This is a genomic window from Lysobacter enzymogenes, assembly GCF_900106525.1.
GTDB classification, from domain to species: Bacteria; Pseudomonadota; Gammaproteobacteria; order Xanthomonadales; family Xanthomonadaceae; genus Lysobacter; species Lysobacter enzymogenes.
The window spans coordinates 616,478-630,088 of record NZ_FNOG01000004.1; the positions used below are offsets into that span (position 1 = coordinate 616,478).

Sequence of the window (13,611 nt, forward strand, 5' to 3'; positions counted from 1 at the left end):
GCCCCCCTTGCAACATCCGATCGCCCGGCGCGCCGGGATTTTGAGTGATTCGCCGCCCTGTCCCGGGCCGCTATCTAGTAACCACGTTCCCAGGCGCGGTCATAGGCCGTGCGCAATCGGGCGAAGTCGCGCTCGACCTCGGCGACCGGCCGCTCGCCGCGCAATTTCAGCAGCGAGCGCTTGAGTCGGGCGAGGTTGCGCTCGCGCCAGCCGGTGGCGGGGATGCGGAACTGGCCGCGGTCCAGGTCGATCACCCAGCCGCGGCCGGAGGCGTCGAACAGCAGGTTGGTGGCATTGAGGTCGGCATGGTCGAGCCCGGCGCGGTGGCAGCGGGCGATCAGCCGGCCGGTTTCCTCCCACGGAGCGCCGTCGCCGGCGACCGCGGCGCGGTCGGCCAGCGAGCGCACGCCGTCGAGCCGGGCGACCAGGATCGCGGCGCGGTAGCGCAGCCCCTCGCGCCGGTACAGCGCGGCGATCGGCGCCGGCACCGGCAGGCCGCGGCGCGCGGCCTCGCGGGTCAGGCGGAATTCGGCGAAGCTGCGGGTGCGCTCGCCGCCGCGCCACCAGTACAGGTCGCGGTTGAAGCGCGCGACCAGCCCGCCGCGCAGATAGCGGCGCAGCACCGCATGGCCGAACGGCGCATCGACGAACCAGGCCCCGCCGCGGCCGCCGCTGTCCACCGGCCGCGCTTGCGCGCCCCAGTGTCCGGGCGTAAACCATTCCGGCGCGGCTTGCTGCACCCGTGCGCGGTCGAACAGAATCGCTCCGTAGCCGCTGTCGTCGCGGTACGGCGTCAGTCCCTCGGCGGCGTCATAACCCGTCATCCGTCCGAGTCTAACAAGTCACGTGAACCAATCGACCCCGAACCGTCCGACTTTGGGGCCCGCCCCCAGCCTGTGCCTGCTGCGCCTGTCGGCGCTCGGCGACGTCACCCACGTGGTGCCGCTGGTGCGCACCCTGCGCCAGGCCCGCCCGCAAGCGTCGATCGCCTGGATCATCGGCAAGGGCGAGCGCCGCCTGCTCGAAGGCCTGGACGGCGTGGACTTCATCGAATACGACAAGAAAAGCGGCTGGGCCGGCATGCGCGCGCTGCGCCGCGGCCTGCGCGAGCGAGGCCTGGCCGGCGGCAAGTTCTATGCGCTGCTGCAGATGCAGGTGGCCGCGCGCGCCAACCTGCTGTCGGCGTTCGTGCCGGCGACGCGGCGGATCGGTTACGACCGTTCGCGCTCCAAGGACCTGCACGGCCTGTTCGTCAACGAACGCATCCCCGACCGTCCCGGCATCCACGTGCTCGACGCCATCGGCAGCTTCTGCGAGCCGCTGGGGCTGCGCCAGACCGAGGTGGTGTGGGACTTGCCGGTACCCGAGGAGGCGCGCGAGTGGGCGCGGGCGCAGTGGCCGCAGGACGCCACGCCGACACTGCTGATTTCGCCCTGCTCCAGCCACACCCTGCGCAACTGGCGCCCCGAGCGCTACGCCGCGGTCGCCGACCACGCCGCCGCGCAGGGCTGGCGGGTGGTGATGTGCGGCGGCCGCAGCCAGCTCGAGCGCGACACCACCGACGCCATCCTCGCGGCGATGGCCCATCCCGCCCTCGACCTGGTCGGCAAGGACACCCTCAAGCAACTGCCGGCCCTGCTCGAACGCGGCCAGTTGCTGATGACCCCGGACTCCGGCCCGATGCACATCGCCAACGCCATGGGCACCAAGGTGCTGGGCCTGCACGCGGCCAGCAACCCGGCGCGCAGTGGCCCCTACAGCGACCTGCGCTACTGCGCCGACCGCTACGACGACGCCGCGCGCAAATACCTCGGCAAGCCCGCGGCGCAGGTCGCCTGGGGCACCAAGATCGAACACGACGGGGTCATGGACCTGATCGAAGTCGAGGACGGCATCGCCGCGTTCGAACGCTACCGCGCCGATCATCCGGGGCGCTGAGCCGCACCGGCCCGAATGCCCGGGAGAGGTTCGAGTCCTCTCCTGGGCACCGCCAAGCGGCCGCAGCGCACCGCAACCCAACTCCTGCAAAGAATCCCCAGGCCATCGCCATGCCCCCGCTTTCGCTGGACCGACTCATCGCCGCCGTCGGCAACGGCGCCCACTTCGATTACCTGTGCTTCTGGGGCCACCGCGACCGGCCCGGCCGGGTCGGCAAGGGCTGCCTGAGCCAGTGGTACCCGGCCGCGTTCGAGCTCGACGGCGAACGCTACGCCAGCGCCGAGCACTGGATGATGGCCGGCAAGGCGCGTTTGTTCGGCGACGACGCCATTACCGCGCGGATCCTCGCCAGCGACGATCCGGCCGAGGTCAAAGCCCTGGGCCGCAAGATCGCAGGCTTCGACGAGACCCGCTGGGCCGAGCACCGCTACCGGCTGGTGGTCGCCGGCAACCTGGCCAAGTTCGCGCAGCACCCGGCCCTGGGCGAGTTCCTGCTCGGCACCGGCGAACAGGTGCTGGTCGAGGCCAGCCCGGTCGATGCGGTCTGGGGCATCGGCCTGGCCGCCGACCACGCCGACGCGACCAGGCCGACGCAGTGGCCCGGGCTCAATCTGCTCGGTTTCGCGCTGATGGACGTGCGCGCGCAACTGGCCGCGCGCGGCTGAGGCTCAGGGCGCGGGCGGCGCGGCCGCGGCGTCCTCGCCGCGCTCGATCTGCACCCGCCGCCACACCGACAGCTGGGTGCGCTGGCGGCGGCGCTCGCGATAGACCGCGGCGACCAGGGCCAGGCCGATCGCGCCGCAGGCGATCGCCACGCGCGCCCCGCTCCAGTCGGCGACGCCGCCGGACAGCGCATCGATCAGCACGAACACGAAGCACGCCGCCGCGGCGTTGCAGCTCAGGCTGCACAGCACCTTCATCCGGTCCAGGGCGGCGCGCGATTCGGGCGCGACCGCTTCCAGATATTCGCGCAGGCGCCGGTCGGCGTCGTGGAACTGCGAGGCGGTCATGGTCGCGGCCGGCGGCAGTTGCAGGCCTTCGTCGCGGCGCAGGCGCTCGCCGAGGAACTCCAGCGCCGGCGTCCAGGCCCGGCGCAGCCGCGGCCAGACCACGGCCTGGGCGAAGGTATAGACCAGCCGGCCGAGCGGGCTCAGCGCCAGGCCCAGCACGTAGGCGCCGGCCAGCCAGGTCGGCAGGACCAGTTCCGGTGCCTGCTCGCGCAGCGCATGCAGGCCGCCGGGGTGGCGCAGCACCAGCGCGGTCAGCAGCAGCCCGCCCGGGCACAGCCAGGCGAGCAGATCGTCGTACAGCCAGGCCGCGGCCGAACGCGGCCGCGACGGCGCGTCGTCCTTGCGCGCAGGGCTCATGGTCGAACGGGCCTCAGACCGGGCCGGTGCCGTAGTCCTGGTAGGACTTCTCTTCCACGTAGGTCGAACCCAGGGCCTGGTTGATCTGTTTCTTGACCCGCGCGCGCACGTCGTTCTCGACGTAGACCGAACGCGCCAGGGCGATGAATTCGGCATCGAACTCCTGGCGCTTTTCCTTGACCCGGATGTCGTCCTCGATGACCCACAGGCGCTCGTTGACCGCCTTGAGCTCGGCGCGCAGGCGCACGATGTCCTGGCCGGCGGCCGGATGGGCCATCCAGGTTTGCTCCAGCGCGCTCAGTTCGTTGCGCACGTTGGCCAGCTTGGCTTCGTCGCTCATGCGCTCGGACTTGATCTGCAGGATCGCGATCTTGTCGAGCAGTTCGCCAAAGGACACCGGGACCAGGATTTCGGACATGGGCGCAACCGCCTGAATGCATGGGGGGACGGCTAGTGTAGCCCTGCGCCGGCCGCGCCGGCTTTGCGCGCGGCCGCCGGGCGGATGCGCGGCGCGCGCATGCAAGCCGATGAAGGCGGATCGTGCGCCAAGGCTTGCTCCGGCGCGCGACAGTCCGTAACATACGCGGCTCGACTGCACCCGGAGAGGTGGCAGAGCGGTTGATTGTACCTGACTCGAAATCAGGCGTACGTTTATAGCGTACCGGGGGTTCGAATCCCCCCCTCTCCGCCAGATTCAAGCGCAACGGGCCCCTCGCGGGCCCGTTGCGTTTTCTGGCTCCGGCAAGCGCACCGCCCTTCCCGCCACCGGCTCCGCACATGCGCTACGCCATCGCTATCGCGAGTTTTCGGCGGACAGCGGCGGCCGCGCGCCTTCATCCAGGGTTTTGCCGGAACCGGCAAGTCTCGCAATCGCGGCCTCGACGTGGCAGTTTTGAAACGCGACGCATGCACACACGGCCTTCATCGGCGCTCATGCATGAAGCGCAGAACGGATCACGCTTTCTTGCCACCCGGCCGCTCGCTCGCGATGATTCCGTATACCTCTTCAGTGGCGATCCCGACGACGCGAATGGCATGACCGGCAGATGATCGAATTCGGACACCTCACGCACGTCGGCCTGCGCCGAGAACTCAACGAAGACACCTACTACGGCGACAGCGAGCTGGGCTTGTGGCTGGTCGCCGACGGCATGGGCGGCCACGAGTACGGCGAGGTCGCCAGCGCGCTGGCGCGCGAGGTGATCGTGCGCGAGGTGCGCGGCGGCGCGGCGCTGGCGCAGGCGATCCGGATCGCCGACGAGGAGATCATCCGCACCTCGCGCCGGCGCAACGACACCCTGCCGATGGGCACCACCGTGGTCGCCGCGCGCATCAACGGCAACCGCTTCGAAGTGGCCTGGGTCGGCGACAGCCGGGTCTATCTGTGGCGCGACGGGCACCTGGCCCAGCTCTCGCAGGACCACAGCTACGTGCAGGAGCTCATCGCCAACGGCGTGATCACCCACGAGCAGGCGCGCAGCCATCCGCACCGCAGCGTGGTGACCCAGGCGCTGGGCGTGACCGACCCGCGCAACCTCAACGTCGAGACCATGACCGGCGAACTGCGCCCGGGCATGCAGTTGCTGCTGTGCAGCGACGGGCTGACCGAGGAAGTCGACGACCGCGCGATCGCGCGGGTGCTGGCGCACCACGACTGCAGCGCGCAGGAATGCGTGGACTCGCTGGTGGCCGCGGCGCTGGACGGCGGCGGCTCGGACAACATCACCGTAGTGTTGGTGCGCAGCCACTGACGCTTCGCGGTCGCGGCTTGCGCCGCTCCTACCGGTAGCTCATGCGGCGGCGCTTCCTGCCTGGGCTGCCTGTAGGAGCGGCGCAAGCCGCGACCGCGCCACTTCGGGCGCCAACGCAACCCCGGCCGTACCGCGTCGGGCAGAAGAGCATCGGGCCTGAAGGCCCTCCCACAAGAGCGCCGGGCCCGCAGCCCGGTCTTGTGGGAGGGCCTTCAGGCCCGATGCTTTCGTTTCAGCCCGCCCGGACTCAGGCTTCGGCCGCAGCCGCCACCGGCGGATCGATCAGATCCCACACGCACTTGCCGGCCTTCTTGCGCAGCTTCTCCAGCCGCGCCTGGTGCGCGGCCAGCTCTTCCGCCGGCACCACCACGCGCGGACGCGGCGCGCTCAGGTCGACCTGCACGCTGACCCGCTCCGCCTGCGCGGCCGCCGCGGCCGGATCGCCGAAGCCGATCTCCTCCTGACCCGAGGTCAGCGCGATGTAGACCTCGCCGAGGATCTGCGCGTCGAGCAGCGCGCCATGCAGTTGCCGGTGCGAGTTGTCCACGCCCAGGCGCTTGCACAGCGCGTCGAGCGAATTGCGCTGGCCGGGGAAGCGCTGGCGCGCCATCAGCAGCGAATCTTCGATGCCGGTGACGTGGTCGGCGAGCTTGCCGTACTGCGCGCCGCAGATCGACAGCTCGTTGTTGAGGAAGCCGACGTCGAAGGCCGCGTTGTGGATGATCAGCTCGGCGCCGCGGATGAACTCCAGGAACGCCTCGACCACCTGCTCCATCGGCGGCTCATTGGCCAGCCGCTCCAGCGACAGGCCGGTGACTTCCTGCGCGCCGGCCTCGAAGTCGCAATCGGGCTTGATGTACTGGTGGTAGGTGCGGCCGGTGGGGCGACGCTCGACGAACTCGACGCAGCCGATTTCGACCACGCGGTTGCCGCGCTCCCAGCTCAGGCCGGTGGTTTCGGTATCCAGAATGATTTGACGCATGCCGCATTGTAGCCAGGAGATAGCAGGTAGGAGTTAGCAGATAGCAAAGCAGCCAGGAGATAGCGGATAGGAGTTAGGAGATAGCAAGAGCGCAGGCGCGGCGACCTGCTCTTGCTATCTCCTAACTCCTATCCGCTATCTCCTAGCCCTCAAGGCCGGTACGGGCGCAAACGCTCGGCCTGCAGCCGCGCCAGCGTGTCCACGCGCTCGTTCTCCGGATGCCCGGAATGGCCCTTGACCCACTTCCAGTCGATCGAATGGCGCTGGCTGGCCAGGTGCAGGCGCTCCCACAGGTCGCGGTTCTTGACCGGATCGCCGCCGGCGGTCTTCCAGCCGCGCCGCACCCAGTTGCCGATCCACTCGGTGATGCCCTGGCGCACGTACTGCGAGTCGGTGGTCAGCACCACCTGGCACGGCTCGGTCAGCGCTTCCAGGGCCATGATCGCGCCCATCAGCTCCATCCGGTTGTTGGTGGTGTCGGGCTCGCCGCCGGACAGCTCGCGCTCGTGGCCCTTGTAGCGCAGCAGCGCGGCCCAGCCGCCGGGACCGGGATTGCCGAGGCAGGCGCCATCGGTGTGGATGGAAACGATCTTGTCGGCGCCCGGGTCGGTTTGGCTCACGCAACGCTACTCATGGAAAACGGCCGCGCATTATGGCCCGTCCGGCCGGCGCGCGGCGGCGCGCGCTCAGTCCTTGCCGTCTTCGCGCTCGCGCGCGGCCGCGGGCGCGCCGCGCTGGGTGGCGGCGTCGCGCGGCACCAGCCCGGTCTGCCAGCGCAGTTGCTGCAGCCGCGACGGCGGGATCGCGGCGTGCACGCGCTTGGTCAGGCTCAGCGCCAGCCCGGCGCGCAGGACGTCGGCCGCGCCGACCCCGACCTCGCCGTGCGCCTCGCGCCAGCGCGGGCCCAGCCATTGCAGGCTGACCGGATCGGCGGCGAAGCCCGAGCCGCGCAGCGCTGCCTGCCAGTGGCCGGCGTCGCGCGCGCGCAGGCCGCTGCGCGCCCAGCGCAGCCGGTACGGGCTCCAGGGATTGAGCGTGGCCAGCCACAGCCGCCCGCCCGGGGCGAGGATGCGCGCGCATTCGCCCAGCAGCGGCAGCGGGTCGGCGCCGTCGTCGAACACGTGCTGCAGCAGCACCGCGCCGAACGCCTCGCTGGCCAGCGGCAGCGGCAGGCGGCAGCGCAATGCGCCGTCGAAGCCTTCCAGGCTGCGGTGCAGGGCCACCCCGCGCCCGTGCGGCGGCGAGGCCGCGGCGACCCCGAACCAGGCCCAGGGCAAGGCCGGGCTGGCCGCCAGCACCCGCGCCATCGCCCCGGACTCGACCTCCAGCAGGCCGTGCCCGGAGACCTCGCCGAACCAGCGCAGGGCCTGGCCGGGGCCGGCCCCGTGACCGGGGTTGGGTTGACGTCCGTGGGACAGGGCGGGCATGGTCGCCTCTCGGTAGGGGGTCGGGACCGCGACCGCGGGCCCGGAGCCGAGCGATGGATATAGCAAAAACCACGGTGCCGGCGCGAACCGCGCCGACGCCGCCCAGCCTACTGCGGCGGCGTCCCCGCCGCGCGTGCGCCAGCGGGAGCGGCGCTGCCAGGAGAACCGGTTCGATGCGGCTGCTCGCCTTGCCCGCCCTCAGCGACAACTACATCTGGGCCCTCGTCAGCGAGGCCGGCGACGCGCTGATCGTGGACCCGGGCGAACCCGGCCCAGTGCTTGCCGCGGCCGCCGAAGGGCTGCGCCCGGCGGCGATCCTGCTGACCCACCACCATAACGACCATATCGGCGGAACCGCGGCGTTGCTGCAACGTTGGCCGCAGATTCCGGTGTTTTCGCCGCACGACGAACGCATCGCCGAAGCCACCCAACGTCTCGGCGAGGGCGACCGCATCGAGGCGGCCGGCCATTCCCTGCGCGTCCTGGAAGTGCCCGGCCACACCCTGAGCCACATCGCTTATGTGCTCGACGACGGCCCGGACGGCGCCCCGGTGGCGTTCACCGGCGACACCTTGTTCAGCCTGGGCTGTGGCCGCCTGTTCGAAGGTACGCCCGCCCAGATGCTGGCCTCGCTGAGCCGGCTGGCCGCCCTGCCCGACCCGACCCGGGTCTGCTGCGGCCACGAATACACCTTGTCCAACGCCGCCTTCGCGCGCGTGGTCGAACCCGACAACCTGGCGCTGCAGCGCCGCATCGAACAGGCCCAGGCCATGCGCAACGCCGGACAACCGACCCTGCCCAGCACGATCGCCGACGAGCGCGCCGCCAACCCGTTCCTGCGCAGCCGCGAGCCTGCGGTGATCGACGCGGTGAGCGCGCGCCTGGGCCGGGCGCCGGCCGACGAGGTCGAGACCTTCGCCGAACTGCGGCGCTGGAAGGACGGGTTCCGCGCGTGAGCGGGCCGCAGCCGAGTCCGGCCGCGGGTCGCCGCGGCCTGAGCGCGCGCCGCGCCGCCGCGCCGCCGGCCGTACCGCGCCGGCCGCTGCTCGCCGCCGTCGCCGCCGGCCTGTGCTGGCTCGCCGCCCTGCCAGTCGCCGGCGCCGCCGAAACGCTGGCCGCCCCGGCCGCCGCCAGCGAGGCGGCGACCCGCAACGGCCGCGAGATCTACCAGCGCTTCCGCGACGGCCTGGCCGATCCGAGCTGCGAGCCCGGCGTCAGCAGCCGCTGGCGCCAGCACTTCGCCACCGCGCCCAAGCGCCTGGCGGCCAAGGACGACGACCTGCTGCCGCTGTTCGGCTACGTGGTCGACGCCCTGCGCGAGAACCACCTGCCGACCGAGTACGCGCTGATCCCCTTCGTCGAAAGCGGCTACCGCCCCGGCGCGCGCAGCGCCGCCGGCCCGGCCGGGCTGTGGCAGATGATCGCGATGACCGCGCGCAACCACCGCGTGCCGATGCGCGAGGGCTACGACGGGCGCCTGTCGCCGGTGGAATCCACCCAGGCCGCGGTGCGCTACCTCAAGACCCTGCACGGCATGTTCGGCGGCGACTGGCGGCTGACCGTGATGGCCTACAACGCCGGCGAATACCGCGTGTTCAACGCGATCAAGCGCGCCGGCGTCAACATCGCCGACGCCCGCCACGACCAGCTGACCGGGCTGTCCGACATCACCACCGCCTACGTGCGCAAGCTGCACGCACTGTCGTGCCTGATGGAGCAGGCCGACGACCGCGAAGAATGGCTCAGCGCGCTCGACCGCCCGGTGCCGCGGCTGGCCGCGGTGACCGTGCCCGACGGCGTCGACAGCCTCGGCGAATGGGCCGCGCGCACCGACCAGGACATCGCCTGGCTGCAGCGCCTCAACCCGGTGTTCGGCGACGGCCGCATCGGCCGCCCCGGCGGCCGCCGCGCGCCGCTGCTGGCGGTGGCCGCGACCGCGGTCGGCGCGCCCGCGACGACCACGGCCGACGTGGCTACCGCCTCCGGCGATCTGCCGGCGAGCGAGGTCAATACCAGAACTGTGGCCAACGCCAAGCCGGGCGATGCGGCCAAGAACGATACGAAGGCCGGCGCTAAACCGGGCGATGCGGCGAAGGGCGACATCAAGATCGTTGCGGCCGCCAAACCGGGCGACTCAGCGAAAAGCGACGCCAAGACCACCGTCAGCGCCAAGCCGGGCGACGCGGCCAACAACCAAACGAAAACCGTCGCCGACGCCAAGCCCGCCGGCACGACTAAGAACGACGACGCGCAGGCCCTCGCAGCCGCCGAATCGCGCGACGCCGCGCCGATGACCTTCGGCTCGGCCGCCGCCGAGCGCCCGGCCGAAACGCCGCAGCGCCCGGCCAAGCCGCAGCGCGCCGCAACGGCGGCCGCGCCGCGCAAGCACACCGTCGGCCGCGGCGAGAATCCCTGGACCATCGCCAAGCGCTACGACGTGCGCGCCGCCGATCTGCTCAAGCTCAACGGACTGGCCGCCAATGCAGTGCTCAAGCCCGGGCAGGCGCTGTTGATCGATCCGCCGGTGGGCAAGCGCAAGTAAGCGCCAGACGACCCAGCAACGAAAAAGCCCGGCATCGCCGGGCTTTTTTTGTCGCGGAAGTTCTCGATGTCGCGTGAGCTCTTGCTGCGGAAGTTCTCGCTGTTGCGGGACCTCTTGCTGCTGTGGAAGTTCTTGCTGTTGCAGAAGCTCTCGCTGCTGCAGGAGTTCTCGCTGTCGCGTGAGCTCCTGCTGTTGTGGGAGGGACTTCAGTCCCGACGCTCTTCGGCCTGATCGCCTCAAACAGACCGAAGAGCGTCGGGACTGAAGTCCCTCCTACAGCGACAGCCGGTGCCGCGCGCGTTACTGCGCGGCCGCCACCGTCTCTTCGGCCTTGCGCTTGCGCGACGGCCACAGCATCGCCCCGATCGTCACCGCGCCCAGCAACCAGCTGTAATGCACGTTGCCGACCAACTGCAGCGGCGAAACCTTGCTCAGCGACGCCGCCAACAGGATCTGCGCGCCATAGGGCAGCACACCCTGGGTCACGCAGGCGAAGATGTCGAGCACGCTCGCCGCGCGCGCCGGCGGCACGCCGTGCTGTTGCGCCACATCGCGCGCCAGCCCGCCGCTGATCAGGATCGCCACCGTGTTGTTGGCGGTGAACACGTCGGTGGTCGCCGACAGCGCGGCGATGCTGACCTCGCCGGCGCGGCGACTGCGGTGGCCGCGGGCGAACTTGCCGATGGCCTGCGCCAGCCACGCCAGTCCGCCGGCCGCCTTCATCAGCGCGCCCAGGCCGCCGACCAGCAGCGACAGCAAGGTGATCTCGACCATGCTCTCGAAGCCGTCCCAGATGTGGGTGGTGTAGGCGGCGAAGCCGAAGTCCTCGGCGAAGAACACGCCGAACAGGCCGGCCACCACCAGGCCCAGGCTCAGCACGATGATCACGTCGACGCCGGCGATGGCCAGGCCGAGCACGATCAGGTACGGCAGGATCAGCCACGGCGAGACCGGATCGGGCGTCTGCACCGGCGCGGTTTCGCCGAGGAAGCCGAGCAGCACCAGGGTCGCCAGCGCCGCCGGCAGCGCCAGCTTGAGGTTCTCGCGGAATTTCTCCCGCATCGTGCAGCCCTGGGTGCGGCTGGCGACGATGGCGGTGTCGGAGATCACCGACAGGTTGTCGCCGAAGGTGGCGCCGCCGATCACCGCGCCGAGCACCAGCGCGCGGTCCAGGCCGGAGGCGTCGGACACGCCCAGGGCGATCGGCGCGACCGCGGCGATGGTGCCCATCGAGGTGCCCAGCGACAGCGAGATGAAGCCGGCGACCACGAACAGCGCCGGCAGCAGCAGCGCCGGATGCACGTTGCCCACGCCGAGCGCGACGATGGCGTCGACCGCGCCGATCGCCTTGGACACCTCCACGAAGCCGCCGGCGAGCAGGAAGATCAGACACATCAGCACCACGTTGTGGTCGCCCATGCCCTCCAGCAGGGTCTCCAGCGGCTTGATCCCGCGCCGCCAGGCGATGAACGCGGCCAACGCCAGCGCCGGCAGGATCGCCACCGGCGCATGCAGTTGGTAGAAGCCCATCGCATCGCCGTGCGCAGTGAAGTACAGCCCGGCGCCGAAGAACAGCGCCAGGAACAGCAACAGCGGGGTCAGGGCCAGGGCGCTCGGGGCGATCGGCGCGCCCGGACGCGGGGAGTCATTCATCGCTTCATCCAGATGGATTAGAAAACCGTGCGATTTTGCAGTGCAGCACACAGTTCTGTCGAGTGCCGGGGGTGGAATGCTGTGGCGGGATAAATGCTGACTGGGGCGTGGGGGGCGGCCCTCATCCGGCCCAGCCCTCATCCGGCCCTTCGGGCCACCTTCTCCCGCAAGCTGGAGAAGGAACAGCAGGCAGCGCCGCTGCTTTAGCCCCTCTCCCGCTTGCGGGGTGAGGGGCTGCGCTTGCGAGCCACCGGCTCGCGCAGCACCGAACGCCCGAACGCTCTGCGTTCGGGCCGGGGTGCGGGTTGGGGTGAGGGCCGCGCCCCCCCCCCCGAAAACCAAACAGGGCGCCCGAAGGCGCCCCGTCCAAACCTCGCGACGCCCCGGACCGACTCGCCCAGGCGCCGCCACCCACGGTCAGATCACGATCGTGCAGCGGCCGCGGTTGTCGCAGATCGCATACAGCTGCCAAAAACCGTCGTCGCACAGATAGATCCGCGAGCTGCCGTTGGACGCGGTTTCGGTTACGCGCTGGCCCTGGTTCGCGGCGGTGCAGGTGCCCGGCCTCGGAATCGCGGCGACCGTGCCGGCGGCGGCGAACAACGCCAGTGCCAGCCATGCGAGCGCTTTGACCTTCGTTTCCCTGGTCTTCATCGATACCTCAATGCGAAATGGCCGCCGCGAGGGAACCGTGGCGATGCAGCGCGCTGGCGCGCATCGACGGCCATTCGAGCAGTGGACGGCGTCCTGCCGAACTTCGCCGCCGAGCCTAGCACCGGGCTTGCGCCGCAATGCGGCCGGCGCGCACAGCTGCGCGGCGCGGCCCGTGCGCTGCCCCGCAAAAAACGAAACGGGGCGCCCGCAGGCGCCCCGTCGTCGATCCATCCAATGGCCCGCGGGCGGGCGCCGCCTTACGCGATCGCGCGGCTGGCGATGGCCTTGGCGAACGACATCGTGTTGCCTTCGCCGCCAAGATCCGGGGTCAGCGAATCCTTGGCTTCCAGGGTGGCGATGATCGCTTCGCGCAGCTTGGTCGCCTTCTCGGGCTGGCCGAGGTGGTCGAGCATCTGCGCCGCGCCCAGCAGCAGCGCGCAGGGGTTGGCGATGCCCTTGCCGGCGATGTCCGGGGCCGAGCCGTGCACGGCTTCGAAGATCGCCGCATCCGTGCCGATGTTGGCGCCCGGGGCCAGGCCCAGGCCGCCGACGAGGCCGGCGCACAGGTCGGAGATGATGTCGCCGAACAGGTTGGTGGTGACGATGATGTCGAACTGCTCCGGACGCATCACCAGTTGCATGCAGGTGTTGTCCACGATCATCTCGTTGCACTGGATGTCCGGATACTGCTGCGCCACTTCGCGCGCGGTCTTCAGGAACAGGCCCGAGGTCGACTTCAGGATGTTGGCCTTGTGCACCACGGTGACCTTCTTGCGGCCGCTCTTGCGGGCCAGGTCGAAGGCGTAGCGGACGATGCGCTCGGAGCCGCGGCGGGTGATCTTCTGGGTCAGCAAAGCCGTCTCGCCGTCGTCCGACAACGACTGACCTTCGCCGATGTACACGCCTTCGGTGTTCTCGCGCACCGTGATCAGGTCCACGCCCGAGGGGAAGCGCGACTTGGTGTTCGGGAACGACTTGGCCGGACGCACGTTGGCGTACAGGTCGAAGCGCTTGCGCAGCTCGACGTTGATCGAGCTGAAGCCCTCGCCGACCGGCGTGGTCAGCGGGCTCTTGAGCGCGATGCGGTTCTTGCGGATCGAATCCATGGTCGCTGCGGGCAGCAGCTCGCCGTGCTTCTCCAGGGCGACGAGGCCGGCGTCGGCGAACTCGTAGCTCAGGCCGACGTTCATCGCGTCGAGCACGTGCAGGGTGGCGTCCATGATCTCCGGGCCGATGCCGTCGCCACGGATGACCGTAATCGTTTGCGTCATGAGGGAATTCTTCCAGCAGTGGGGCG

14 protein-coding genes, 1 tRNA gene and 2 pseudogenes are annotated in these 13,611 nt (G+C 70.6%); 7 read left to right on the forward strand and 10 right to left on the reverse strand.

Going from position 1 to position 13,611, the window contains the following annotated elements; all coding sequences use genetic code 11:
- Positions 1–74: 74 nt before the first annotated feature.
- A complete protein-coding gene (locus BLU84_RS13600) occupies positions 75–824 on the reverse strand; it encodes a 3-deoxy-D-manno-octulosonic acid kinase (protein ID WP_074867749.1) in 750 nt (249 codons plus the stop codon).
- A 52-nt stretch (positions 825–876) separates the two neighbouring features.
- On the opposite strand from BLU84_RS13600, the gene BLU84_RS13605 reads away from it, so the two are divergent.
- Positions 877–1,938 (forward strand): glycosyltransferase family 9 protein, encoded by a 1,062-nt coding sequence (locus BLU84_RS13605; RefSeq protein WP_074867754.1) that lies wholly within the window; start codon positions 877–879, stop codon positions 1,936–1,938.
- 110 nt (positions 1,939–2,048) lie between these two features.
- Positions 2,049–2,603 (forward strand): riboflavin biosynthesis intermediates N-glycosidase, encoded by a 555-nt coding sequence (gene ybiA, locus BLU84_RS13610; protein ID WP_074867757.1) that lies wholly within the window; start codon positions 2,049–2,051, stop codon positions 2,601–2,603.
- Positions 2,604–2,606: 3 nt separating this feature from the next.
- Here ybiA and BLU84_RS13615 read toward each other — a convergent pair whose 3' ends face one another.
- Together BLU84_RS13615 and BLU84_RS13620 are read right to left on the reverse strand one after the other, a co-directional pair.
- A complete protein-coding gene (locus BLU84_RS13615; protein WP_074867758.1) occupies positions 2,607–3,305 on the reverse strand; it encodes a hypothetical protein in 699 nt (232 codons plus the stop codon).
- Between the two features lie 13 nt (positions 3,306–3,318).
- On the reverse strand, positions 3,319–3,723 hold the full coding sequence (locus tag BLU84_RS13620) for a DUF6165 family protein (protein ID WP_074867761.1): 405 nt from the start codon (positions 3,721–3,723) through the stop codon (positions 3,319–3,321).
- Between the two features lie 182 nt (positions 3,724–3,905).
- Here BLU84_RS13620 and BLU84_RS13625 point away from each other — a divergent pair.
- Together BLU84_RS13625 and BLU84_RS13630 are read left to right on the forward strand one after the other, a co-directional pair.
- Positions 3,906–3,996 (forward strand) — tRNA-Ser (locus tag BLU84_RS13625).
- 355 nt (positions 3,997–4,351) lie between these two features.
- Positions 4,352–5,056: a PP2C family protein-serine/threonine phosphatase gene (locus BLU84_RS13630; protein WP_074867764.1), complete on the forward strand. Its 705-nt coding sequence runs from the start codon at positions 4,352–4,354 to the stop codon at positions 5,054–5,056.
- 247 nt (positions 5,057–5,303) lie between these two features.
- Here the strand turns inward: BLU84_RS13630 and dnaQ are convergent, their stop codons facing one another.
- The 3 genes from dnaQ to BLU84_RS13645 form a co-directional block, all read right to left on the reverse strand.
- On the reverse strand, positions 5,304–6,038 hold the full coding sequence (gene dnaQ, locus BLU84_RS13635; protein ID WP_074867768.1) for a DNA polymerase III subunit epsilon: 735 nt from the start codon (positions 6,036–6,038) through the stop codon (positions 5,304–5,306).
- A 149-nt stretch (positions 6,039–6,187) separates the two neighbouring features.
- The gene (rnhA, locus tag BLU84_RS13640) at positions 6,188–6,658 is read right to left on the reverse strand and encodes a ribonuclease HI (protein WP_074867771.1); all 471 of its coding nucleotides are present in this window, start codon (positions 6,656–6,658) and stop codon (positions 6,188–6,190) included.
- A 66-nt stretch (positions 6,659–6,724) separates the two neighbouring features.
- On the reverse strand, positions 6,725–7,465 hold the full coding sequence (locus BLU84_RS13645) for a methyltransferase domain-containing protein (RefSeq protein ID WP_074867775.1): 741 nt from the start codon (positions 7,463–7,465) through the stop codon (positions 6,725–6,727).
- A gap of 173 nt (positions 7,466–7,638) precedes the next feature.
- On the opposite strand from BLU84_RS13645, the gene gloB reads away from it, so the two are divergent.
- The 3 genes and pseudogenes from gloB to BLU84_RS29025 all read left to right on the forward strand — a co-directional run.
- Complete coding sequence (gloB, locus tag BLU84_RS13650) at positions 7,639–8,421, forward strand: hydroxyacylglutathione hydrolase (protein WP_074867778.1); 783 nt, start codon at positions 7,639–7,641, stop codon at positions 8,419–8,421.
- Positions 8,418–10,007 (forward strand): transglycosylase SLT domain-containing protein, encoded by a 1,590-nt coding sequence (locus BLU84_RS28675; RefSeq protein ID WP_074867781.1) that lies wholly within the window; start codon positions 8,418–8,420, stop codon positions 10,005–10,007. Before gloB ends, BLU84_RS28675 begins: the two co-directional genes overlap by 4 nt.
- A 194-nt stretch (positions 10,008–10,201) precedes the next feature.
- Positions 10,202–10,252: pseudogene (locus BLU84_RS29025) on the forward strand (hypothetical protein); the annotation flags it as partial.
- Here the strand turns inward: BLU84_RS29025 and BLU84_RS29030 are convergent.
- The 4 genes and pseudogenes from BLU84_RS29030 to BLU84_RS13670 form a co-directional block, all read right to left on the reverse strand.
- A pseudogene (locus BLU84_RS29030) lies at positions 10,234–10,359 on the reverse strand (hypothetical protein); the annotation flags it as partial. The pseudogenes BLU84_RS29025 and BLU84_RS29030 overlap by 19 nt on opposite strands.
- Positions 10,308–11,660 carry a Na+/H+ antiporter NhaC family protein gene (locus tag BLU84_RS13660; RefSeq protein WP_074867784.1) on the reverse strand — a complete coding sequence of 451 codons (1,353 nt, stop codon included), beginning with the start codon at positions 11,658–11,660 and terminating at the stop codon, positions 10,308–10,310. The gene BLU84_RS13660 and the pseudogene BLU84_RS29030, both read right to left, overlap by 52 nt.
- 417 nt (positions 11,661–12,077) lie before the next feature.
- Complete coding sequence (locus tag BLU84_RS26530) at positions 12,078–12,545, reverse strand: hypothetical protein (protein ID WP_139174986.1); 468 nt, start codon at positions 12,543–12,545, stop codon at positions 12,078–12,080.
- Positions 12,546–12,571: 26 nt separating this feature from the next.
- On the reverse strand, positions 12,572–13,585 hold the full coding sequence (locus tag BLU84_RS13670; RefSeq protein ID WP_074867790.1) for an isocitrate dehydrogenase: 1,014 nt from the start codon (positions 13,583–13,585) through the stop codon (positions 12,572–12,574).
- Between the last annotated feature and the right edge of the window lie 26 nt (positions 13,586–13,611).

What these genes read in the sequence shown, in the direction of transcription:
- BLU84_RS13600 (WP_074867749.1), bottom strand. Translation starts at nt 824, where the DNA reads ATGACGGGTTATGACGCCGCCGAGGGACTGACGCCGTACCGCGACGAC.
- ybiA (WP_074867757.1), top strand. Translation starts at nt 2,049, where the DNA reads ATGCCCCCGCTTTCGCTGGACCGACTCATCGCCGCCGTCGGCAACGGC.
- BLU84_RS13615 (WP_074867758.1), bottom strand. Translation starts at nt 3,305, where the DNA reads ATGAGCCCTGCGCGCAAGGACGACGCGCCGTCGCGGCCGCGTTCGGCC.
- BLU84_RS13620 (WP_074867761.1), bottom strand. Translation starts at nt 3,723, where the DNA reads ATGTCCGAAATCCTGGTCCCGGTGTCCTTTGGCGAACTGCTCGACAAG.
- BLU84_RS13630 (WP_074867764.1), top strand. Translation starts at nt 4,352, where the DNA reads ATGATCGAATTCGGACACCTCACGCACGTCGGCCTGCGCCGAGAACTC.
- dnaQ (WP_074867768.1), bottom strand. Translation starts at nt 6,038, where the DNA reads ATGCGTCAAATCATTCTGGATACCGAAACCACCGGCCTGAGCTGGGAG.
- BLU84_RS13645 (WP_074867775.1), bottom strand. Translation starts at nt 7,465, where the DNA reads ATGCCCGCCCTGTCCCACGGACGTCAACCCAACCCCGGTCACGGGGCC.
- gloB (WP_074867778.1), top strand. Translation starts at nt 7,639, where the DNA reads ATGCGGCTGCTCGCCTTGCCCGCCCTCAGCGACAACTACATCTGGGCC.
- BLU84_RS13660 (WP_074867784.1), bottom strand. Translation starts at nt 11,660, where the DNA reads ATGAATGACTCCCCGCGTCCGGGCGCGCCGATCGCCCCGAGCGCCCTG.
- BLU84_RS26530 (WP_139174986.1), bottom strand. Translation starts at nt 12,545, where the DNA reads ATGGATCGACGACGGGGCGCCTGCGGGCGCCCCGTTTCGTTTTTTGCG.
- BLU84_RS13670 (WP_074867790.1), bottom strand. Translation starts at nt 13,585, where the DNA reads ATGACGCAAACGATTACGGTCATCCGTGGCGACGGCATCGGCCCGGAG.